Below are 21,385 nucleotides of genomic sequence, written 5' to 3'. Positions count from 1 at the left end.
TCGCGGGTTTTCGGGGCGCGCGACCGGAACGGCCGGTCGAACCCATGTCAGGTTCATCGATTTGGAAAAAATTCTGCGTTATGTCATCGCCGGCATGGTTTTGCTGGCGCCCGCGACCACACTGATCGTGCGCGGTGGAACCGGTTACTGCTTTTTCCTGTTGCTCGCTATTGCGCTCTTTGCCGGATTCAGCAAGCCGTTTCGGCTGAAGGGCGGTCTGCTCGTCACCGCTTATCCGTGGTACACCGCAGCCATGCTGTGCTTCATGGTTTATCTGCCGCTGCAACAGGCGATCGAAGGCTACTATCTGCCGCGTGAATTCGACGGCCTTTCGCGTCTGGCGCTGAGCCTGCCTATTTTTCTGCTGCTCGTGAATCTCCCGGTCCGCTACCTGAAGGCGCTCGGCTGGGGTTGCGCGCTGGGCGCGATCGGCGCGGGCCTCTGGGCCGTCGACAGCAACCTGCACATGACGATCAACGATCTCAATCGTCTCGGCAACGACTATACGAATCCGATTCCCTACGGCAATACGGCGCTCCTGCTCGGCTTTCTCTCAGTGATGACGATGCGCTGGGACGACTACCCCAACGTGCTCGTAAAACGCGTCGGTATTGCGATCAAGCTTCTGGGGCTCGCGGGCGGCGTGTATGCATCCTACTTGTCCGGCACGCGCGGCGGATGGCTCGCGATCCCGCTGTTCCTCGTGCTGTGCTCGCTCAATTTCGGCTGGATCAGGCGGCGGCGACATTGGCTCGCCGCGTTGCTGGTCGCGATCGTGGCGATGTCCGCCTTGCTCGCGTCGCCGCTCGGCCGCGAACGCGTGATGGCGACGCGCTCGGATCTCGTGATGCTTTCGGAAGGCTCGGGCGCCTACAGTTCCATCGGTGCACGTTTGCAGCTCTGGCGCGCGTCGATCCATCTGTTCGAGGCGCATCCGCTGCTGGGCGTCGGTAAGGGGCATCTGGAGGCGTCGCTGAAAGAGATGGCGAACAAGGGCGAAGTTCCGGGTTTCATCGTCAATCAGCGCGCGCATAGCGAGTTCTTTTCGACGATATCCGAACTCGGCGCGGTGGGCGTCGTCTGTCTGGCCTTGCTCTACTTCGGGCCGCTTCTGTATTTCGTGCGCTATCGGAAATCGCCGCAACGGGACGTTTCGACGGCCGCCTATTGCGGGATCGCGGTGTCGGGGTCGGTTATCATCTTCGGTTTGAGCATCGACGTGTTCACGGTGGTGATGAGCACGGCGCTCATCGCGCTTTTCTGGGCCGTGCTGCTCGCGGTCATCACACACGACACGCGCCAGCCGCAAGGCAACCCGGGCCGCGGTCCGATCGGCTGATCGGCGAGCCGTCCTGGCTGATGACCAAACCAACAAACCTTGCGCGACAGGCGATTCCGGCGCTGTGCGAAGTGGAGATACGCTCTTGAACAACCAGGCAAGTTTGCGCAAACCGATCGGCGGCGAGGAAAGCAGCTCGCCCATGGCCGTCATGAAACGGCTATGGCCGTATATCCGTCCGCTGCTCGGCATGGTGATGCTAGGCCTGCTGACGATGGGCATCGTCGCCGCGACCGAGGCCGGCATTCCGATGTTGCTCAAGCCGCTGCTCGACCATGGTTTCGGCTCGAAGAGCAGCGATCATGCGAAATGGCTCGTGCCCGCAGCGGTCATCGGCCTTGCGCTGGTGCGCGGCGGGGCACAATACGCATCGGGCTATTTTCTCTCCTACGTGACGAACAAGATCCTGCTGCAACTGCGGCTCGAAATGTTCCAGCGCATGATCCATACGAGCGCGGGCTTCTTTCAGCGCGAAACCGCGAGCACGGTCATCAACGCGATCGTCTTCGAGGTCAATCAGATCCTGAGCGTACTGCAGAGCGTGGTCGTGACGCTCGTGCGCGATTCGCTCACGGTCGTGTTCCTGCTCGGCTATCTGTTCATCCTCAACTGGCGGCTCACGCTGATCGTCGCGGTGATCCTGCCGGCGATCGGCTGGCTCGTCAGCAAGATCAACCGCCGGCTGCGGCGCCTGAATCGCGAGCATCAGTCGTTGACGAACGATCTGTCGTATATCGTCGAGGAGACGGTCGGCGGCTACAAAGTCGTCAAGGTGCACAACGGCGAGCCGTACGAAATCGACCGCTTCACGGAGATGAGCCAGCGGTTGCGCGGCTACTCGATGCGCATGCAAGTCTCGGGTGGTCTCGCGCAGCCGCTTACGCAGTTTCTCGCATCGATCGCGCTCGCCATCGTCATCACGATCGCGGTCGTACAATCGGCCAACGATCAGACGACGGTCGGCGGCTTCGTCGCGTTCGTCACGTCGATGCTGCTCGTGATCTCGCCGCTCAAGCATCTGATCGACATCAATCAGCCCTTGCAGCGCGGCATGACGGCGGCCGAGCTGATCTTCGGCCTGATCGACGAGCCGGCCGAGCCCGCTGGCGGCGGCCGGCGTCTCGAACGCGCGCGCGGCGAAGTCGAATTCCGCGACGTGTCGTTCAGCTATGGCTCGGTCGACCGGCCGACGCTCGATCGCGTGTCGTTCAAGGTCGCGCCGGGCGAGATGGTCGCGCTCGCGGGCCCCTCTGGTAGCGGCAAGACGACGCTCGTGAATCTACTGCCGCGCTTCTTCGATCCGCGCGCCGGCCAGTTGCTCGTCGATGGCGTGCCCATCAGCGAGTACAACCTGCACGACCTGCGCGGCCAGCTCGCGATGGTCAGCCAGGACGTCGTGCTCTTCAACGATACGATCGCCGCGAATGTCGCGTACGGGCAGACGCCGGACCCCGAACGCGTGATGTCGGCGCTGACGGCGGCGAATCTCGCGGATGTCGTCGCGTCCCTGCCGGACGGAATCAACACGCTCGTCGGCGGCAACGGCATGCGTCTGTCGGGCGGGCAGCGTCAGCGTCTCGCGATCGCGCGCGCGATCTACAAGGACGCGCCGATCCTGATTCTCGACGAGGCGACCTCGGCGCTGGACTCGGAATCGGAGCGGCACGTGCAGTCGGCGCTCGAGACGCTGATGAAAGGACGCACGACGCTCGTCATCGCGCACCGGCTCTCGACGATCGAGCGCGCCGACCGCATCCTCGTGATGGAAGCGGGGAAGATCGCGGAGCAGGGCAGTCATGCGGAGTTGCTGCGCAAGGACGGCTTGTACGCGCATCTGCATCGGATTCAGTATCAGCAGCAGGCGGCGTGAGGCAGTCGGCCTCGCTCGAATGACTCTGGGCGAGGCTACATCAACACGATGTCGTATTGCTCTTGCGACAAATTACTCTCCACCTGCAGCGAAACCGGCTTCCCGATGAAGTCCATCAGCATCGCCAGATGCTGCGATTCCTCTTCCAGAAACAGATCGATCACCTGCTGCGAAGCCACCACGCGAAACTCGCGCGGATTGAATTGCCGCGACTCGCGCATGATTTCGCGCAGCACGTCGTAGCAGACGGTGCGCGGCGTCTTCACCTGACCTTTGCCCTGACACACCGGACACGGCTCGCACAGCACGTGAGCCAGTGACTCGCGCGTGCGCTTTCGCGTCATCTCGACGAGCCCGAGCTGCGAAAAGCCATTCACGGTCACGCGCGTTCTGTCGCGCGAGAGCGCCTTCTTCAGCTCGCCCAGCACCTGATCGCGATGCTCGACATTCTCCATGTCGATGAAATCGATGATGATGATCCCGCCGAGATTCCTCAAACGAAGTTGCCGCGCGATCGTATGCGCGGCTTCGAGATTGGTCTTGAAGATCGTGTCGTCGAAGTTGCGCGCGCCGACATACCCGCCCGTATTCACGTCGATGGTCGTCATCGCTTCGGTCTGGTCGATCATCAGATATCCGCCCGACTTCAGATCGACGCGCCGCGACAGCGCCCGCTGAATCTCCGCCTCGATGTTGTACAGATCGAAGAGCGGCCGCTCGCCGGTGTAATGATGCAGACGCGACGCCACCGCCGGGGTGAACTCCGCGGCGAAATCCGCGAGCATTTGAAACGTCTCGCGCGAATCGACCTGAATACGCGTGGTTTCGTCGTTGACGAAATCGCGCAGCACGCGTTGCGCGAGGTTCAGATCCTGATAGAGCAGCGTGGTGGGCGGCACGCGCTGCGCTTGCGCGACGATCGTCGCCCAGGTCTTGCGCAAGTACGCCACGTCGGCCGCGAGTTCTTCGCTCGTCGCGTCTTCGGCGATGGTCCGCACGATGTAGCCGCCTTTCTCGTCGGCGGGCAGGACGGCGGTCAGTCGCGCGCGCACGGCCTCGCGCTCCGCTTCGCTCTCGATCTTCTGGGAGATGCCGATATGCGGCTCCTGCGGCAGATACACGAGCGTGCGTCCCGCGATGCTCACCTGCGTCGACAGGCGCGCGCCCTTGGTGCCGATCGGGTCTTTCACGACCTGCACCATCAGCGACTGACCTTCGAAGACGATCTTTTCGATCGGCGTGTGCGGCTGTGAGTTATGCGGCTCGCCCGCGATGCGCGGATGCCAGATATCCGCCACATGAAGAAACGCGGCGCGCTCGAGACCGATGTCGATGAACGCGGACTGCATGCCCGGCAGCACGCGCACGACCTTGCCGAGATAGACGTTGCCGACGCGCCCGCGCGAAAGCGTGCGCTCGACGTGAAGCTCCTGAACGGCGCCTTGCTGAACCAGTGCGACGCGGCTTTCCTGGGGTGTGACGTTGATCAGGATTTCTTCGTTCATGGCCTGTTTAGAATGCGACGCGCGCCAGGCGCAAGAGAGCAGCGGTTTCGAAAAGGGGCAGACCCATGATACCCGAATAGGACCCGTCGATTCGCTCGATGAACTCGGCCGCGCGGCCCTGAATGCCGTACGCGCCCGCCTTGCCGAGCGGCTCGCCCGATGCCGCGTAGCGTTGCAGCGCAGCACGGTCGACGTTCGAAAAACGCACTTGCGAGCGCGAGAGCGCGGGTTCCAGCAACGCGCCATCGGCATCGACGACGGCGAGCGCCGTCAGCACTTCATGCTCGCGGCCTGCGAGGCGTTCGAGCATCGCGACGGCGTCTTCTTCGTGAAGCGGCTTGCCGAGAATCAGCCCGTCGATGGTGACGGTCGTATCGGCGACGAGAATCGGCGCGGACGCGAAGCCGCCGGCGAGCAATCGCGCGCGCGCGGCCTTTGCCTTTAACGCGCACACGCGCACGACGTACGCATCGGCGGCTTCGCCGGGCAACTCGGCTTCGAGCGCTTCGGCGTTTTCATCGGCACGGGGAAGAAGGAGTTCGAACTGCACGCCCAGTTGAAGAAGCAACTCCTGACGGCGCGGGCTTTGCGAGGCGAGATAAACGTAGGGATGAGTCGGCATCGTGATGTGGATTCGAATGACGCGCGGGGCATTCGATCCAGCGTCGAAGCACCCTCAAGCGCGATGATAGGGATGATTCTGCGTGATGCTCCACGCGCGGTAAAGCTGTTCGGCGAGCAGCACGCGCACCATGCCATGCGGCAACGTCAGGCTCGAAATGCGCAGCATCAGTTCCGCGCGCGATTTCACCTCCGGATGCAGCCCGTCCGCGCCGCCGATCACGAACGCGACGTCGCGCCCGTCCTGCTGCCAGCCGGGCAGGGCGTTCGCGAGTTGCATCGTGGTCCAGTCGCGGCCGCGTTCGTCGAGTGCGACCACGCGCGCGTTCTTCGGCAAGGCGGCTTCGATGCGCTGCTTTTCGGCCGCCATCACGCTCTCGGCATTGCGTCCCGACGAGCGCTGTTCCGGCTTGATCTCTTTGAGCTCGATGCGCAGTTCGGGCGGCATGCGCTTCGCGTATTCGTCGAAGCCATTCGTGATCCAGTCGGGCATCTTGTGTCCGACGGCGAGGATGACCAGCTTCATGAAACGAAGCGGTGTCAGTGCTTGCGCACGGTCTTCCGCGCGGGACGTTTGACGGCGGGCGCGTCGTCTTCGTCGTCCTCGTCTTCATCGGCGGTGACGCTCGCGCCGCCGAACATGTTCGGCCTTTGGAGCTTCACGCGCACGGGCTTGTCGCCCCAGACTTCCTCGAGGTTGTAGTACTGACGCAGAGCGGGTTGCAGGATGTGCACGACCGCGTCGCCGCAGTCGACCAGCACCCATTCGCCGATCTCTTCGCCTTCCGTGCTGACGATGTCGCCGCCCGCTTCCTTGACCTTCTCGCGCACGCTGTTGGCGAGCGCCTTGGTCTGGCGGTTGGACGTGCCGCTCGCCACGACCACGCGGTCGAACAGCGACGTCAGATGGGTCGTGTTGAACACTTTGATGTCTTGCGCCTTGACGTCTTCGAGACCGTCGATGATCGCGCGTTGCAGCTTCTGAAGTTCCATAGTTACGATGTCTGGTACAGGTGATGTTGAACAATATAGTCCCATACGGCGGATGGGACCTGCGCGCGGGCGTCGGTCGCACCGTTCATCGAACGCGCTTCTTCGCGGATCGCCGTGGCGGATACGTCGAGTAGCAGCATTTCGTCGATGTGCATGTGACCGTGCGGACTCCCGCGCAAAACGTCGGGCGATGCGCGGCGCGCTTTGAATTCGGCCGCGACCGGGGCGGGCAGCGTCGCGACGTCGAAGCCGGCGCGTGTTTCCACGCAAATGTGCGCGTAGTCGAAGAGCCGCTTCCACTGATGCCACGAATCGAGCTTGACCAACTGGTCCGCGCCCATCAAGAGCGTGATCGACGCGTCCGCGCCTTCGCGCTCGCGCCAGTGCGCGAGCGTGTCGACGGTGTACGTGTCGCCGTGGCGGTCGATCTCATCGGTGGCGACGACGATCTGCACGCCATCGAGCGAAAGCGATGCCGCCGCCGCACGCGTCATCGCCAGCCGATGCTCCGGCGCCGATACGCCCGCCTTCTGCCACGGCTGTCCGGCGGGCAGCAGTACGAGCTCGGTCAGTTGCAGCAACTCGACGAAGCGCCGCGCGAGCGCGAGATGCCCGTTGTGGATCGGATCGAATGTGCCGCCGAGCAGGCCGACGCGCTTGGCGCAGGGCGTCACAGCCATTCCCGGCGCACCAGAAAGTCTTCGTACAGCCGCGCTTCCGGCGTGCCGGGCGCGGGCTTCCAGTCATAGCGCCAGTTCGCGACGGGCGGCATCGACATCAGAATCGATTCGGTGCGTCCGCCGCTTTGCAGGCCGAAGTGCGTGCCGCGGTCGAACACGAGATTGAACTCGACATAACGCCCGCGCCGATACGCCTGAAACTCGCGCTCGCGCTCCGTGTAGGGCGTGTCGCGGCGTCGTTCGATGACCGGCAGATACGCCTTCAGGAACGCATCGCCGACGCTTCGCATCATCGCGAACGAGCGCTCGAAACCCGGCTCCGAGAAATCGTCGAAGAAAATTCCGCCGATGCCGCGCTGCTCGTTGCGATGCTTCAAATAGAAGTACTCGTCGCACCAGGTCTTGAAACGCGGATACAACTCCGCGCCGAACGGATCGAGCGAATCGCGGCAAACCTGATGGAAATGCCGCGCGTCTTCCTCGTAGCCGTAGATCGGCGTGAGATCCATGCCGCCGCCGAACCAGAAGATCGGCGCTTCGCCGTCTTTGGTCGCCGTCAGCATACGCACGTTCATGTGCACGGTCGGGCAGTGCGGATTGCGCGGATGCATGACGAGCGAGACGCCGAGCGCCTCGAAACCGCGTCCGGCGAGTTGCGGACGCGCCGCGCTCGCCGAGGGCGGCAGCGCGTCGCCTTGCACATCCGAAAAGCCGATGCCGCCGCGCTCGAAAAACGCGCCGCCTTCGAGGATGCGCGTCACGCCGCCGCCGCGCAGATGCGCGCCGGGCTCGCGGGTCCAGGCGTCGGTAGCGAAGGCGGTGCCGTCGAAGGCGCCGAGCGCATCGGCGATGCGCGTCTGCAGGCCCCTCAGATAATCGCGAACGGCGGCGATATCGTGGGCTGCGTCGGATTGTGTGCGTTGTTCCGCGCTGCGGTTCGGTTCACTCATCGATTGCTGCGTGCGCCCCTGTGGGCGGCCTTGAATGGCAGGGGTTAACCCTTCGTATCGAAACTCTCAAAAGCACGCTGCCGGACACGAGGTCCGGCAGCGCGGGTGCTTGGGCGGCGTGCGCCGCGCCGTGTCAGTGCTTGTCGCCGGGTTTTTCCGCCGTCTGCTTGCGATTCAGCGCGCGATAGCCGATGTCGCGCCGATACTGCATGCCGTCGAACGAGATCTGGTTGACTGTATCGTAGACCACGGATTGCGCGCCGCGCACGGAATCCGCCAGGCCGACGACGCACAGCACGCGCCCGCCCGAGGTCGTGAGCTTGCCGTCGGTGAGCGTCGTGCCGGCATGGAAAGTGACTGAATTCTCGGTTTCCGCGGGAATGCCGCTGATGCGGTCGTCCTTGCGCGGCGTATCCGGATAGTTATGGGCCGCGAGCACCACGCCGAGCGCGGTGCGGCGGTCCCAGTCCAGATCGACGGTGTCGAGCTTGCCGTCGATCGCCATTTCCACGACCTTCGAGAAATCGCCCTTCAGGCGCGCCATGATCGGCTGCGTCTCGGGGTCGCCCATGCGGCAGTTGAACTCCAGCGTTTTCGGATTGCCGTTCGCGTCGATCATCAGGCCGGCGTACAGGAAACCGGTAAAGCGGATGCCTTCGCTTTCCATGCCGCGCACCGTCGGCTGGATGATTTCGCGCATCACGCGCGCGTGCAGTTGCGGCGTGACGATCGGCGCGGGCGAGTACGCGCCCATGCCGCCGGTGTTCGGGCCCTTGTCGCCGTCGAGCAGGCGCTTGTGGTCCTGGCTCGACGCGAGCGGCAGGACGTGCTTGCCGTCGACCATCACGATGAAGCTCGCTTCCTCGCCCGCCAGAAACTCCTCGATCACCACGCGCGCGCCGGCGTCGCCGAGCTTGTTGTCGGCGAGCATCGAATCGACGGCGGCGTGCGCTTCTTCCAGCGTCATCGCGACGACGACGCCCTTGCCGGCGGCGAGGCCGTCCGCCTTGATGACGATCGGCGCGCCTTTGGCGTCGATGTAGGCGTGCGCGGCGGCGAGCTCGGAAAACGTCTCGTATTCGGCGGTCGGAATGTTGTGGCGCTTCATGAACGCCTTCGCGAAGTCCTTCGAGCTTTCGAGCTGCGCGGCTTCCTTGCTCGGGCCGAAGATTTTCAGCCCGCGCGAACGGAACAGATTGACGATGCCCGCGGCGAGCGGCTGTTCCGGCCCTACGAGCGTGAACGCGACGTGTTCCTTCTCGACGAAATCGGCGAGTTCCGCCGGATCCGTGATGTCGACGTTGCGCAGGCGCTCGTCCTGCGCGGTGCCGCCGTTGCCCGGCGCGACATAGACGATCTGCACGCGCGGCGATTGCGCGAGCTTCCAGGCCAGCGCATGTTCGCGGCCGCCGGAACCGACGACGAGTAACTTCATGTGAATCCCCGAAATCCTGACAAAAAGCGGCTTGAGAAAAAGCGGCGGGCGCATCGACCGTAAAGCGCGCGTATGACACTCGTCATGGCGTCGCGAAGGCGGCTCGCGCTGACATCGGCTGCGTCACGCGCCTTCCTCGGGCGATGCCGCGCCGCGAAGGCCGTGCGGCGCTGCTCCGGCATGGCAGCCGAAGCGAAAGATGTTCCATGCGAGGCCGCGGCGGATTTCGATGCCGCCGCGCCCCTGCGCTACGAAGCTCGGAAAGCTCAGTCTTCGTTGATCGCGGCGTTTGTATAGACTTCCTGCACGTCGTCGAGATTTTCGAGCGCGTCGAGCAGTTTTTGCATTTTCACTGCGTCGTCGCCGCTGAATTCGACTTCCGTCTGCGGTTTCATCGTCACTTCGGCGAGTTCCGCCTTGAAGCCCGCGGCTTCGAGCGCGTCCTTCACCTTCTGGAAATCGTTCGGCGGGCAGACCACTTCGATGCTGCCGTCCTCGTTCGTCACGACGTCGTCCGCGCCGGCTTCGAGCGCGGCGTCCATCAGCTTGTCTTCCGGCGTGCCGGGCGCGAACAGGAACTGGCCGACGTGATCGAACATGAACGACACCGACCCGTCCGTGCCCATGTTGCCGCCGAACTTCGAGAACGCGTGGCGCACTTCCGCGACGGTGCGGGTGCGGTTGTCCGTCATCGTGTCGACGATGATCGCCGCGCCGCCGATACCGTAGCCTTCGTAGCGGATTTCCTCGTAGTTTGCGCCATCGACGCCGCCGGTGCCGCGCTGGATCGCGCGGTTGATGTTGTCCTTCGGCATGTTGGCGTCGTAGGCCTTGTCGACGGCGAGGCGCAGGCGCGGGTTCGAATCGATCTCGCCGCCGCCCATGCGCGCCGCGACCTGGATTTCCTTGATGAGGCGCGTCCAGACCTTGCCTTTCTTCGCGTCGGCCGCGGCTTTCTTATGCTTGATGTTGGCCCATTTCGAATGACCCGCCATTACCTTTCTCCATCGCGCGCGGACCTGCCGGGCGCCTAGTGTGCTGTCGTGCTGAATGTGTCTGTCTGCCGCGCGCTGCTCGGCCGCGGTCGGGTTCGCTCGGGGATCGTTTCGATCCGGCCTGACCCGAATAGGAACAGACCGAAATTTTAGCATGGCGTCGTGCGCTCTCAATGCCGTGTGGCACGGGCCGGAACGCGAAAATCGGCGCAAACCGTGCGAAATTCCGTCGAATCGCGTGGAATTCGCGGGAACGAAGCCGTAAACGCAAACCGCCGCGCAGAATCGCGCGGCGGCTGGAATGGTTCCGGCGAACGCTTAATTCCTCGTGCCGAAGAGACGGTCGCCCGCGTCGCCGAGACCCGGAACGATATACGCATGCTCGTTCAGATGCGAATCGAGCGACGCGACATACAGCTTCACATCCGGATGCGCGTCCTGGAACACCTTCACGCCCTCGGGCGCGGCGACCAGTGCGACGAAAATGATGTTTTCGGCTTGCACGTTGCGGCGCTTCATCACGTCGACGGCGTGCACCGCCGAGTAGCCCGTCGCGACCATCGGATCGCACAGAATGAAGACGCGCTCTTCGAGATCGGGCGGCAGACGCACGAGATACTCGACCGGACGATGATCGTCCGCGCGATACACGCCGATATGCCCGACACGCGCCGAGGGCACGAGATCCAGCAGGCCGTCCGACATGCCGATGCCCGCGCGCAGCACCGGCACGATCGCGAGCTTCTTGCCGGCGATCACCGGCGCGTCGATCCCGACGAGCGGCGTTTCCACGCGCTTGGTCGTAAGCGGCAGATTGCGCGTGATTTCGTAGCCCATCAGCAGCGTGATTTCGCGCAGCAGCTCGCGGAACGTGCGCGTCGACGTGTCCTTGTCGCGCATGTGAGTGAGCTTGTGCTGGATCAGCGGATGATCGGTGATGAAGAGATTCGGAAAGCGGCTGTCTTGTTTCATGGGTCTCGCGCGCGGCGCGTCCTGCTCGTGTGATGTTCTGCCTCTGACGCTCGGGGAGCGGACAGTGGCGACAGTTTACCCAAAAGCCCGCGCACGCCTAAGAAGATTCGCGCGGGCCTTGGCGTTTCCGCCGCCGACGTTGCTGCCCCGATTCTTCTAGAATTGCGCGAAGACGTCACGATCTGTGACGAAAGACAACTGGAGGAAAGACGATGGATATGGGAATCGCGGGCCGCACCGCGTTGGTATGCGCGGCGAGCAAGGGCCTGGGACGTGGCTGCGCCGAAGCGCTCGCCGCCGAAGGCGTGAATCTCGTCATCACCGCGCGCACGGCGGAAACGCTCGAAGCGACGGCAGCGCACATCCGCTCGACTTACGGCGTCACCGTGACGACCGTCGCGGGCGACATCACGACGCCCGAAGGCCACGCCGCCGCGCTCGCCGCCTGTCCCGCGCCGGACATTCTCGTCAACAACGCGGGCGGGCCGCCGCCGGGCGACTTCCGCACTTTCACGCACGAGATGTGGATCAAGGCGCTCGAAGGCAACATGCTGACGCCGATCGAGCTCATCAAGGCGACCATCGACGGGATGATCGAGCGCGGCTTCGGGCGCGTCGTGAACATCACGAGTTCGTCGGTGAAGGCGCCGATCGACGTGTTGGGTCTCTCGAACGGCGCGCGCTCGGGCCTGACCGGTTTCGTCGCCGGCGTCGCGCGCAAGGTCGCATCGACGGGCGTCACGATCAACAATCTCCTGCCGGGCACGTTCGACACCGACCGTATCGCCGTGACGATGGAAGCGCAGGCGAAGGCGCAGAACATTTCGATCGACGAAATGCGGGCGCGCCGTGCGCAAAGCCTGCCCGCGGGCCGCTTCGGCACATCGGAGGAATTCGGCAAGGCATGCGCGTTCCTCTGCAGCGTGCATGCGGGCTACATCACCGGTCAGAATCTGCTGATCGACGGCGGCGCTTATCCCGGCACCTACTGAGACGGAGCCTCTGATGACCACACGCGTCGCGCTCATCGCGCACGACATGAAGAAGGACGACATCGTCACGCTGGCGGGCGAGTTCGTCGACACGCTCGCGCAATGCAATCTCGTCGCGACCGGCACGACCGGCGGACGCATCGCGGCGGCGCACGGGCTGGAGATCGAGCGCAAGCTGTCCGGCCCGCACGGCGGCGACCTGCAGATCGGCGCGGAACTGGCGGAAGGGCGCGTGAACATCGTGATCTTCCTGCGCGACCCGATGACGCCGCAGCCGCACGAGCCCGACATCAACGCGCTCGTGCGCGCCTGCGACGTGCACAACGTGCCGTGCGCGACCAACATCGCGACGGCGCGCATGATTCTCGACGACTTGCGTCTGCGCTTCGCGCGGGCGTCCTGAAGATCAAAGGAGACGAACGAGCGATGACCAAGGCAATCCGATTCGACAAGGCAGGCGGCCCCGAAGTCATGAAGTGGGTCGACGTGGACGTGGGCGCGCCGGGCAAGGGCGAAATCCGCGTGAAGCATCATGCGGTGGGCCTCAATTTCATCGACGTGTACTTTCGCACCGGCCTGTATCCGATGCCGCTGCCGGGCGGCCTCGGCATGGAAGCGGCCGGCGAGGTGACGGCGGTGGGCGAGGGCATCACGCAGTTCAAGCCGGGCGATCGCGTCGCCTATGCGTCGCGCCCGCCGGGCGCCTATGCGGAAGAGCGCGTGATGTCGGCGGATTACGTCGTCAAGCTGCCCGATTCGATCGGCTACGAAGATGCCGCGTCGATCATGCTGCAGGGTTTGACCGCGCAATATCTGCTGCGCCGGACGTATCGCGTGAAGGCGGGCGACACGGTGCTGATCCACGCGGCGGCGGGCGGCGTCGGCATGCTCGCGTGTCAGTGGGCGAAGGCGCTCGGCGCGACGGTGATCGGCACGGTCGGCTCCGACGAGAAAGCCGAGCTCGCGAAGGCGCACGGCTGCGATCATCCGATCGTCTACACGCGCGAGAATTTCACGCAGCGCGTGCGCGAGATCACGAACGGCGCGGGCGTGCCTGTCGTCTACGATTCGATCGGCAAGGACACGTATATCGCGTCGCTAGATTGCCTGTCGCCGCTTGGGCTTTTCGTGAGCTTCGGCAATTCGTCGGGCCCGTTGCCGCCGCTCGATTCGTCGGAGCTGGCCGGTCGCGGCTCGCTGTATTTCACGCGGCCGACGCTTTTCAGCTACATCGCCAAACGCAGCGATCTCGACACGATGGCGGCGGAACTGTTCGATGTCGTGTCGTCGGGGAAAGTGAAGCCGAACGTGCGCCAGCGTTATCCGCTGTCGGAAGCGGCGCGCGCGCACGAAGACCTCGAAGCGCGCAGGACGACCGGCTCGACGATTCTTCTGCCGTGAAGCGACGCGAAACCGCGCGGACGGCTATCCGATGAGCGAGCCGTCCTTTACCGTCGTCCTGATCGAGGATGAGAAGCAGATTCGGCGCTTCGTGCGCGTGTCGCTCGAAGCGCAGGGCATGACGGTCCACGAAGCGGACACCGGTCAGAAAGGTCTCGTCGAAGCCGCGACGCGCAAGCCCGATCTCGTGATCGTCGATCTCGGCCTGCCGGACACCGACGGCATCGACGTGATCCGCGAACTGCGCGGCTGGACCGAGCTGCCGATCATCGTGCTGTCGGCGCGCACGCAGGAGGAGGAGAAAGTCGCCGCGCTCGATGCCGGCGCCGACGATTACCTCACGAAGCCCTTCGGCGTTTCCGAGCTGATGGCGCGGATTCGCGCGCATTTGCGGCGGCGCAATCAGGCGTCCGCGAGCGAGACGCCGGTCGTGACTTTCGGCGATGTGACCGTCGATCTCGCGCTGCGCCGCGTCACGAAGCACGCCGAAAACGTGCATCTGACGCCGATCGAATACCGGCTGCTATCGACGCTCGTGCGTCACGCGGGGCGAGTGCTGACGCATCGGCAATTGCTGGTGGAAGTGTGGGGGCCGTCGCATGTCGAAAGCCCGCATTATCTGCGCATTTACATGGCGCATCTGCGGCAGAAGCTGGAGCGCGATCCCGCGCAGCCGGAACATATCGTGACGGAGACGGGCGTGGGTTACAGGCTCGTCGGCGTGGCGTGACGGACCGCGCTGAGCGAAGCGAGCGCGGTATCGATCGGCACGTCGCCGCCGACGAACGCGATCAATCGGTCGCGGATGCCGAGCGTCACACATCGCACGGCGATGCGCGCGACGTCGGCGCGTGCGACTTCGGGCGTGTGTTCAGTGAGTTCGTCGGCGAGCGCGATGGTCCCGCGCGGCGGCGCGTCCGATAAAGGCCCTGGCCGAAGAACCGCGAACGGCACACCGCGATGCGCGACGTATTCGTCGGCTTCGCGCTTCATCCGCGAGTAATGGCGCAATGCAAAACTGCTTCGCGCCGGATGAAGTGCGGATAGCGCGCTCACGACGACGAGCTGCTGCACGCGGCGGCGCCTGGCGTAATCGGCGGTGCGCATGACGGCATCGCGATCGATCGCGCGTTCTTCGTTGACGCCTTCGTTGTCCGCCGATCCGGCTGCGTAGATCACATGCGTGATGTCATCGAAGGCGTGAGAAAAGTCGTTGGTGAGATCGCCTAGCAGGATTTCGGCGCCCATCGCCGCGAACTCGCTCTTGTGCGCGGATTTGCGCAGCATTGCGCGGAATGGCATGGCTTGCCGATGCAATCGCTCGGCGATGAGGCGGCCCGTGCGGCCGTGGGCGCCGATCAGCAGAACCTTCAGCGAGTTCATGTGCGGAAGTCTCCTTTGCTTGCGGTTCCTTTTTTTTTGGTCGGTGGCTTCGGCTTTCGCCGGATCCCGGTTTCGTGTCGGTCTATTAACGTTGCCCCTGTGCGGGGCGGCACTCACTTTCTTTGCTGCTGCAAAGAAAGTAAGTTTTCCAGTCTAAGTGATTGATGTAAAAGCAATTTCACCATCGTAAAATCCCCGAGTGTACACATTAGTAGACACAACGAACGTCGAGCAAAGAGGCCGCATCGCGACAAGATTCTACAGATAGTGTCGCGCCTCGCTAACACTTCCGCGCGCATTCGACGGTTCCCCTTACGCGGTAGGTGGTCCGACGAAATGCCGTGTCTGTCAGCGCCAACAAGCGATTCGATGCTTGCTGGCGTCCATGACAGCTACACGCCATGTTTCCCGGTATGAGACGAACATTTAACCAGCATGAGGGTTAACGCCGAAGCCCCGGCTCCCGTTGCCTGTCCGAAACCTGTAAGCGAACGCTGAACAGCCGCGTGGCTAGGGCCGCGCGAGTGCGTTTGCATGCCTTTCGGACGATCCGCGCGAGCCGCATTTCAAAACGCAACCGTTCTCGTTTGACGCCGAATAAACATTGTAAATCCGGCCTGTACAAAACTCCTACCTTGCGTACAACCGCCCGCTTGTTTAAGGTTCAATCGTCGCCCGTTATTCGCAAATCGGAGACCGTATGATGATTTACGGCCTTGACCTCACTGACTGCCGTTTCGTCACGGATGAACGTGGCCAACGACTAAGAGCCGATATTCCATATTCCCTGTTTGCGATGCTCGCTGAGTTCCGAAGCGCCGCATTGCGCGCACAGACAGAGCGCATCGACCGACAGGTATCTCCATCGCGAGCGTCACGCCAGTCCCTTTACTCGACGCAAGCCAATCCTCTTCATATCGATATGGCACTGGGCGTCCCGGTCTATCCGTTGGCCGTGCTCGGCTATATAGGCGAGGGTAAAACGCCGCTGACGGCATGGCGTCTCTACCGGCAGCTTTCTATTGCTCAAGTTGCGACCGCATATGGAACCAGCGTGAGCAATATGAAGACAATCGCAAGCTCCCACATGCTCCGCGAAGGAACGCGAAAGAAATTGGCGACCATTTTCGATTGCGAGCCGAGCCACCTTCTACAACCGGAAGTGTTTGATCTCGTCGCACCTGCGCGGCGCATTTCAGAATGAGCGCGTTACCCAAGCTCGCCGAACGCGATCGCATTAACTGCGAGCGCGGCGCGCGAATCTGCGCAGTCAATAACTATTCTGACTATCGAACCTTCGAGAACGAACGCGACGCATGTATTGCGCCGTTCCTCTTCACGTATGCGATTCTCGCGGACCTTGACGAGTGGGGCTACGGGGATCGATGGTGCTATCACACATATGCAGACGCCCGCCGCGCGCTCGATGCTTGGGACGGCGAGTACGAGCCTGCCGGCTGGTTGCGCCACCCCGCCAGCGGTCGTCGGGGCAAAAAGGATTCAAACGATTTCGAGGAAATCAGATTATGAAGCGCACTTATTTATTGGCATCAATACGAGAGAGCATAACGTTGATATTAAATCGGCGGAACTCAATTGAATTTGAGGACTTTAGAGATGACTGGATTTATATGCGTGGGCGCTGTGCGGACTCACGGAGGCCAGATTACGAATGATTGACCGAAACTCTAAATAGAGAGTCGCGGCCAATTTAATCCTCCAAGGTCGCAGCAGTCAGGAGCCCGCCTATTGTGCGGGCTTTTTGTTGCCTTGGAGATTTGAATGGGAGTCGCGAGTCCGACTTTTGGACGGAATTTACTCTTTATTCGCGCGGTCATTCTCAAATGGCCTCGACGTCTATTTGTGAGCCGCTGCGGTAAGAAGATGACTCGCGATGAGCGCAAGGTCCTTTATAGTGCGCTGAAGAACGCGGAAGACCGAGCACAGCGCAAATCTGCGCTCGTGCCCGCAGTCTCGCGCTTGGTCGGAATTCCCGTCCCTGTACTGATGCACGAAGATTTGACGTGCGAGACCGTCGAATCGTTGCGCGAGCGCTTTGGATTCGACCCGGCCGCTGTGGAGCGGCGCGCTGGCGACTTCAAGTATTAGCAGGATCGAGGCGTCATTCGTCCCACGACATTGAGCCCACTTCGCGCCTGTGATTCCGAGCAATATCGCCCGTCCGACCGATGTCCGCAACAAGCAAACTGTGAAGCTTTTCCAGCGCGACGACAAAGCCCAAACCGGATTCATGTGCGACCTTGCGCGCGACGTCGCATAGGTAGCGCGCCTCGCGGCGGAACTCGTTGCGGTTGCGCAAGACCTCCCGGCCCACGCGGACGACTAACTCGCGATCAAGCTCGCGGTCAGGCTTCATCGCGCTCCGAACGAGCGAATAAACCTCGTCGGTGGTCGGCGAGTCGAACGGATCAAGCCCAGACATATCGCGCCCTCTTACTGAATAAAATCCCAGTGTAGGGCTGCGCGAGGACACTTCGTGTCTGAGAGCGGGAACGACCTGAGTGAGCCGACTGTATATCGCGTGCGCGAAAAAAACCCCGCACAAGGCGGGGAAACATCATTGGTTCGACACAAGGTCAGAACGGGAACAAGTCTACTGATGAAAGCCAGGGCACGAATCGGAAAATTCGGAAAAAAAGAGCCCCGCTCGTGCGGGGCTTGAAAGGAGCGCGCCTCCGTTCAATCACGCGCGCTCCGAGAGGGTCTTATTTCAGACTTGCTCTTGCATGAAGTTGTCGCTTGAGAACCGTAGAAGGCGAGCGGTCATAGCCGTAGATTTGATGGACGAAGCTCATCGAGAGCGAAACGTTTAGCTTGCACCGCGCTACCACGTCGATAGGCCTTTGATGCGCGCTTTGCCTCGCTGCATGCAGCGGCGCGAACGCATAGAACTCGACGCGAACGTCGGGACGCCCTGACGTGCGCTGCTGTTCGGAGACGGCACCCATCAGGCGCTTCCTGCTTTATGGAAGTGCTCGACGTCGAAGAATCCGACATCGACGCCGCATTCCCCTGCGTCGCGCGCGAGTTGCAAGCGATTTCCGGTCGTGCGCTCCATATCGAAAACCAGATGCTTAAGAATTGCCTCAACGCATCCGGCGGCCGATGCGTGCAGCGGGAAGCGCTGTAACGCCAGAAGTGAGACGTACACGCGAAGTAGATCGCCTTCTGCCCTGGCGAGATAGCCGTGGGCTTGATGGAGTCTGTCTACAAGGTCTGTGTGCTTGCTCATGCCGACCTTGCCTCGAAGTTGCGCACGCGCTTGAGCAAATGAATCGCCCGTCTCCTTACTTCCACCAAAGACGCACGTATCGCGCGGATATGATCGCGCGGCGCGCACACGTCGTCCGATTGGAGCGCATCGTCAATCTCTTCAAGGACGGCTTTGGCGGCATCATAAAACTGCGCTTCACGCTCAACATATCCCGGCAGCGCAAGCTCTGATGCCACTGCTTTAGTTTCGCGGGCGCGACTGCCAAATCTGATGTCGTGATACGTGAACATTCGCGCGTCAATGCTGTCGCGCATTTCGATGAGTTCCGTCTTGAGACCACTTGCACTTTCTACGTCGCGCATTGCATAAAGGCTGTCTTCATGGTTGAGCATCGTGTCGACGGTTCTTTGAAGCGTGCGAAATAGCGCTCGCATGGCAGCAATACGTGGATCGAGTGTAAAAGGCTCGGAGTACGCTGAGGAAGGTTGTCGCCGTGAGGATGCGTGCGGGACTGCCGATTGTTTTTGATGTAGCACCGGTCTAGCTCCTGTTTTGGGCAAACCCGGAGCCGCCCCCTGTCTCTCAGTAGGGGGCGGGCGGGAACAATGACAGGGTTGACAGACCGAGCTAGATACCACCATACCGGCAACCCTTGCGGGTTCCCTGCCACGTCCCGCCCATAGGCGTGACAAAGCACCAGCCGCCGACGGTCAAGTCGGCACGCGGGGTTCAACGCTTCGCCCGCATTACGCGGGCGTCGCGGGTGGTTCCTTCCTAGCTTCAGGCTGTCAAACCTGTTCCGGCGCACCACACGCCAGAAATGCAAGCATACGTCACCCCCCCGCGGAATCATTTTAAGAGAAATCCGATTTTGTATTGCTGCTTCTTGGCAGTGTCTTTGGCCTAAGGGTTTTTTTTGCTTCCTCTCGAAATAATTCCCGCCTACGTTTCGCCGGTCGTGCGCTGAATCCGTATGCGCCCGATTAGATAGGAATGTTTATCAGGCCATGGCCTGACAGCATCTCGATGCAGGGAATCCCAATGGAAGCACAATCAAAGCGATCCACCGCCCTCGCGCGCTGGATCACGGGCAGGCAGAACTACTATCTCAAGGTGCGAGGCGCACCGCCGAGCGATGGCCTCTCGATCATCTCCGTCAAGGCGATCGAGCGGCTAGGCAGTCCGTATCACATCACGCTTGAACTGACCGCCAATGTGGAACTGGCGCGCGCCGACTATCTCGGGCACAACGCGACGTTCAGCATCGAGCCGTTACCCGGCGACGGCACGCCGCGCGAGTGGAACGGCAACATCACGCGCTTCACACGAACTCGCAAGACGCGCGACTTCTGCGCGTACCGCGTCGTGGTCGAATCGCCGCTTGCGCGTTTGCGCATCACCAAGCGCTCGCGCATCGCCGTCGATGAGCTTGTGACGATAGGCGAGACGGAAAACTTGCGGCATGGTGAGCGCGCGCTGGACGTCGCAGTAACGCCCGAGGTCTTGCGCCCATGCCCTCCAATGCGCATCGAGCGCACGCCCGAACTCGGTCGCCCAATCCGCATCGAACGCCTTGTTTCCGCTGACATGCGCGAGCGCTCGATAGTCCGGTTTCGCGACGGGTCGGAAGTTCGCGCCGACCGCGTTATCGAGAATGCGCGTAATGCCCGCGCTCGCCCATCCGTCATTCCGAACGAGGTCGCGGACTCGCGCAACGATCCTGTCGCGGTAAGCGTTGAGGTCTGTATCAGGCGAGCCGAGCGACGGCATCCACGCCGCAAGGTGCGGATCGGTTACGTCCGCCGCGTCATAGGGCGCATTCCCGCCGCCCGCGAGCATCGACACGCGCGAGCGCGTCTGCATCGGCTTGCCGTCCAAGCCGACGATTTGCGGAGCGTTCATGATTGCGTTACGGCAGTGCTACCATCCAGGACCACTCACGGACGATATGCGCATATGATTACTTCACTCGCCGATCGCGGCAGTTTGGGCTCCACTCTCGACCTTCTAATCAAGGTTCTTGCTGTCCTGACTGGAGCAAGTCTTGGCGTGTCGATTGTGTATGACTGGGGTTTCTTCTCGGCGATCGGTCTTACCTTGGCCGATCTGCCGACTTCACTAGCAGACCACACGCGGAGCGCGTTAAATTGGTCGCCTTGGCTCATAGTGCTTGGATGCGTGCTTTGTGTTTACGTATTTTTCGTGAACACGCTGACGTACTTGCGTTCCTTCGAAGGCTGGGTCCAGTCACTCGTTGTTCCGACTGCACCACGAAGCCGTCTTCAGAGGGTTAGAACGATCGCTTTACTATCGCTGTTAGTGATGGTGCCGCTCGGCTATTTTTTTATAGGAGGCGGTCCATTTGGAATTTGTTTCGCGCTCATTGCTTTCTGGACGTTCATAGGCGTTGGAAGCCATGTGTACGGAAGGTTTCTGAAAAGTCGTCCAAAGTGGGTCAGATTGTTGGTGACGTTGGTTCCGGTGGTAGTCTTTTTCTTTTGGGGAAAAGGCTACAACGATGCCGCGGTTATCCTCAACAGCCCTTTGAGTAATGTCATAACTTATACGGGCGAAAAAGTCGGCGTAGAGGCCGCGGTCTTTCGCTACTTGGATAAGGGGGTATTGCTTCGTGAAAAAGGCGGTGCAACTGTATTTCGTCAATGGTCCACGATCGAAAAGATAGAAAGCAAAGGAAATCCGACTCGCGGACTTACAGTCCTATGCCGGCCTTTTCATTGGACGTGCCACAAGCGAATATTTGACGGAAGTTCATTCTTTACCGATATGTAAAGCGGATTGGCGCGCGCGCTCTGCACACAATCCCAAGCTGCTGCTGGAGCTGCTTGATATATGCGGCGAGATGCGCGAGATTCGCCGCGCTATAGGTCACGCTGCGTGTGCCGTCGCCTTGTGTGTACGAAAACGAAACTCCTTGCGCGCCGGTCATAAGTCTTGCATATGCCGCCTGCGCCGCCGCGAGCGCCGCGCGTAGCTCGTCGTTCGTCATCCCTGCA

The 21,385-nt window shown here is 62.0% G+C and carries 23 protein-coding genes and 2 pseudogenes; 10 read left to right on the top strand and 15 right to left on the bottom strand.

Annotated elements, in window-relative coordinates; genetic code table 11:
* Nucleotides 1-61: 61 nt before the first annotated feature.
* Nucleotides 62-1,339, top strand: a complete 1,278-nt coding sequence (locus BG60_RS09655; RefSeq protein ID WP_034471231.1) for an O-antigen ligase family protein — start codon at nt 62-64, stop codon at nt 1,337-1,339.
* 142 nt (nt 1,340-1,481) lie between these two features.
* Complete coding sequence (gene msbA, locus BG60_RS09650; RefSeq protein ID WP_372492573.1) at nt 1,482-3,209, top strand: lipid A export permease/ATP-binding protein MsbA; 1,728 nt, start codon at nt 1,482-1,484, stop codon at nt 3,207-3,209.
* A 35-nt stretch (nt 3,210-3,244) separates the two neighbouring features.
* On the opposite strand, the gene rng is transcribed toward msbA, so the two are convergent.
* The 9 genes from rng to upp form a co-directional block, all read right to left on the bottom strand.
* Nucleotides 3,245-4,714: a ribonuclease G gene (gene rng, locus BG60_RS09645; RefSeq protein ID WP_008350634.1), complete on the bottom strand. Its 1,470-nt coding sequence runs from the start codon at nt 4,712-4,714 to the stop codon at nt 3,245-3,247.
* Nucleotides 4,715-4,721: 7 nt separating this feature from the next.
* Nucleotides 4,722-5,336: a Maf family protein gene (locus tag BG60_RS09640; protein ID WP_008350633.1), complete on the bottom strand. Its 615-nt coding sequence runs from the start codon at nt 5,334-5,336 to the stop codon at nt 4,722-4,724.
* A gap of 54 nt (nt 5,337-5,390) precedes the next feature.
* A complete protein-coding gene (rlmH, locus tag BG60_RS09635) occupies nt 5,391-5,861 on the bottom strand; it encodes a 23S rRNA (pseudouridine(1915)-N(3))-methyltransferase RlmH (RefSeq protein ID WP_008350632.1) in 471 nt (156 codons plus the stop codon).
* A 14-nt stretch (nt 5,862-5,875) separates the two neighbouring features.
* Complete coding sequence (gene rsfS, locus BG60_RS09630; protein WP_008350631.1) at nt 5,876-6,328, bottom strand: ribosome silencing factor; 453 nt, start codon at nt 6,326-6,328, stop codon at nt 5,876-5,878.
* 2 nt (nt 6,329-6,330) lie between these two features.
* Nucleotides 6,331-7,008 (bottom strand): nicotinate-nucleotide adenylyltransferase, encoded by a 678-nt coding sequence (locus BG60_RS09625; RefSeq protein WP_034471229.1) that lies wholly within the window; start codon nt 7,006-7,008, stop codon nt 6,331-6,333.
* Nucleotides 6,999-7,958, bottom strand: a complete 960-nt coding sequence (hemF, locus tag BG60_RS09620) for an oxygen-dependent coproporphyrinogen oxidase (protein ID WP_034471227.1) — start codon at nt 7,956-7,958, stop codon at nt 6,999-7,001. Before hemF ends, BG60_RS09625 begins: the two co-directional genes overlap by 10 nt.
* Nucleotides 7,959-8,091: 133 nt before the next feature.
* The gene (purD, locus tag BG60_RS09615) at nt 8,092-9,393 is read right to left on the bottom strand and encodes a phosphoribosylamine--glycine ligase (protein WP_008350628.1); all 1,302 of its coding nucleotides are present in this window, start codon (nt 9,391-9,393) and stop codon (nt 8,092-8,094) included.
* A gap of 266 nt (nt 9,394-9,659) precedes the next feature.
* Complete coding sequence (locus BG60_RS09610) at nt 9,660-10,388, bottom strand: YebC/PmpR family DNA-binding transcriptional regulator (protein ID WP_008350627.1); 729 nt, start codon at nt 10,386-10,388, stop codon at nt 9,660-9,662.
* 318 nt (nt 10,389-10,706) lie between these two features.
* Nucleotides 10,707-11,360, bottom strand: a complete 654-nt coding sequence (gene upp / locus BG60_RS09605) for a uracil phosphoribosyltransferase (protein WP_008350624.1) — start codon at nt 11,358-11,360, stop codon at nt 10,707-10,709.
* A 212-nt stretch (nt 11,361-11,572) separates the two neighbouring features.
* Between upp and BG60_RS09600 the strand changes: the two genes are divergently transcribed.
* The 4 genes from BG60_RS09600 to kdpE are packed head-to-tail and all read left to right on the top strand — an operon-like array spanning nt 11,573 to nt 14,483.
* Nucleotides 11,573-12,352 carry an SDR family oxidoreductase gene (locus tag BG60_RS09600; protein ID WP_008350622.1) on the top strand — a complete coding sequence of 260 codons (780 nt, stop codon included), beginning with the start codon at nt 11,573-11,575 and terminating at the stop codon, nt 12,350-12,352.
* 13 nt (nt 12,353-12,365) lie between these two features.
* Nucleotides 12,366-12,755 (top strand): methylglyoxal synthase, encoded by a 390-nt coding sequence (locus BG60_RS09595; RefSeq protein ID WP_008350620.1) that lies wholly within the window; start codon nt 12,366-12,368, stop codon nt 12,753-12,755.
* A 23-nt stretch (nt 12,756-12,778) separates the two neighbouring features.
* Nucleotides 12,779-13,753 (top strand): quinone oxidoreductase family protein, encoded by a 975-nt coding sequence (locus tag BG60_RS09590; protein WP_034471225.1) that lies wholly within the window; start codon nt 12,779-12,781, stop codon nt 13,751-13,753.
* A gap of 31 nt (nt 13,754-13,784) precedes the next feature.
* Nucleotides 13,785-14,483: a two-component system response regulator KdpE gene (gene kdpE / locus BG60_RS09585; protein ID WP_008350616.1), complete on the top strand. Its 699-nt coding sequence runs from the start codon at nt 13,785-13,787 to the stop codon at nt 14,481-14,483.
* Here the strand turns inward: kdpE and BG60_RS09580 are convergent.
* Nucleotides 14,459-15,136: an SDR family oxidoreductase gene (locus BG60_RS09580; protein WP_008350614.1), complete on the bottom strand. Its 678-nt coding sequence runs from the start codon at nt 15,134-15,136 to the stop codon at nt 14,459-14,461. The two genes, kdpE and BG60_RS09580, sit on opposite strands and share 25 nt — an antisense overlap.
* 700 nt (nt 15,137-15,836) lie before the next feature.
* Here BG60_RS09580 and BG60_RS09575 point away from each other — a divergent pair.
* From BG60_RS09575 to BG60_RS09565, 3 genes are all read left to right on the top strand, one after another.
* Nucleotides 15,837-16,340 (top strand): hypothetical protein, encoded by a 504-nt coding sequence (locus tag BG60_RS09575; protein ID WP_008349889.1) that lies wholly within the window; start codon nt 15,837-15,839, stop codon nt 16,338-16,340.
* Nucleotides 16,337-16,666 carry a hypothetical protein gene (locus BG60_RS09570; RefSeq protein WP_008349887.1) on the top strand — a complete coding sequence of 110 codons (330 nt, stop codon included), beginning with the start codon at nt 16,337-16,339 and terminating at the stop codon, nt 16,664-16,666. The genes BG60_RS09575 and BG60_RS09570 overlap by 4 nt, the downstream gene beginning before the upstream one ends.
* Nucleotides 16,667-16,918: 252 nt before the next feature.
* Nucleotides 16,919-17,245 carry a hypothetical protein gene (locus BG60_RS09565; RefSeq protein WP_008349885.1) on the top strand — a complete coding sequence of 109 codons (327 nt, stop codon included), beginning with the start codon at nt 16,919-16,921 and terminating at the stop codon, nt 17,243-17,245.
* A gap of 13 nt (nt 17,246-17,258) precedes the next feature.
* Here the strand turns inward: BG60_RS09565 and BG60_RS09560 are convergent, their stop codons facing one another.
* From BG60_RS09560 to BG60_RS09550, 3 genes are all read right to left on the bottom strand, one after another.
* The gene (locus BG60_RS09560; RefSeq protein WP_008349882.1) at nt 17,259-17,579 is read right to left on the bottom strand and encodes a hypothetical protein; all 321 of its coding nucleotides are present in this window, start codon (nt 17,577-17,579) and stop codon (nt 17,259-17,261) included.
* 525 nt (nt 17,580-18,104) lie between these two features.
* Nucleotides 18,105-18,389: a hypothetical protein gene (locus tag BG60_RS38170; protein ID WP_152563190.1), complete on the bottom strand. Its 285-nt coding sequence runs from the start codon at nt 18,387-18,389 to the stop codon at nt 18,105-18,107.
* On the bottom strand, nt 18,386-18,763 hold the full coding sequence (locus BG60_RS09550; RefSeq protein WP_034471219.1) for a hypothetical protein: 378 nt from the start codon (nt 18,761-18,763) through the stop codon (nt 18,386-18,388). Before BG60_RS09550 ends, BG60_RS38170 begins: the two co-directional genes overlap by 4 nt.
* A gap of 601 nt (nt 18,764-19,364) precedes the next feature.
* On the opposite strand from BG60_RS09550, the pseudogene BG60_RS39510 reads away from it, so the two are divergent.
* Nucleotides 19,365-19,775 (top strand): annotated as a pseudogene (locus tag BG60_RS39510) (contractile injection system protein, VgrG/Pvc8 family); the annotation flags it as partial.
* 33 nt (nt 19,776-19,808) lie between these two features.
* Here the strand turns inward: BG60_RS39510 and BG60_RS38685 are convergent.
* Together BG60_RS38685 and gpW are read right to left on the bottom strand one after the other, a co-directional pair.
* A pseudogene (locus tag BG60_RS38685) lies at nt 19,809-20,141 on the bottom strand (phage portal protein); the annotation flags it as partial.
* Between the two features lie 1,006 nt (nt 20,142-21,147).
* Entirely contained in the window at nt 21,148-21,378 is a 231-nt protein-coding gene (gene gpW / locus BG60_RS09540) for a gpW family head-tail joining protein (protein ID WP_008349871.1), read from the bottom strand.
* Nucleotides 21,379-21,385: the final 7 nt, after the last annotated feature.

The organism is Caballeronia zhejiangensis (genome assembly GCF_000698575.1).
GTDB lineage: Bacteria > Pseudomonadota > Gammaproteobacteria > Burkholderiales > Burkholderiaceae > Caballeronia > Caballeronia zhejiangensis.
The sequence above is the reverse complement of the archived record's forward strand: the minus strand, read 5'-3'. Positions and strand labels throughout refer to the sequence as shown.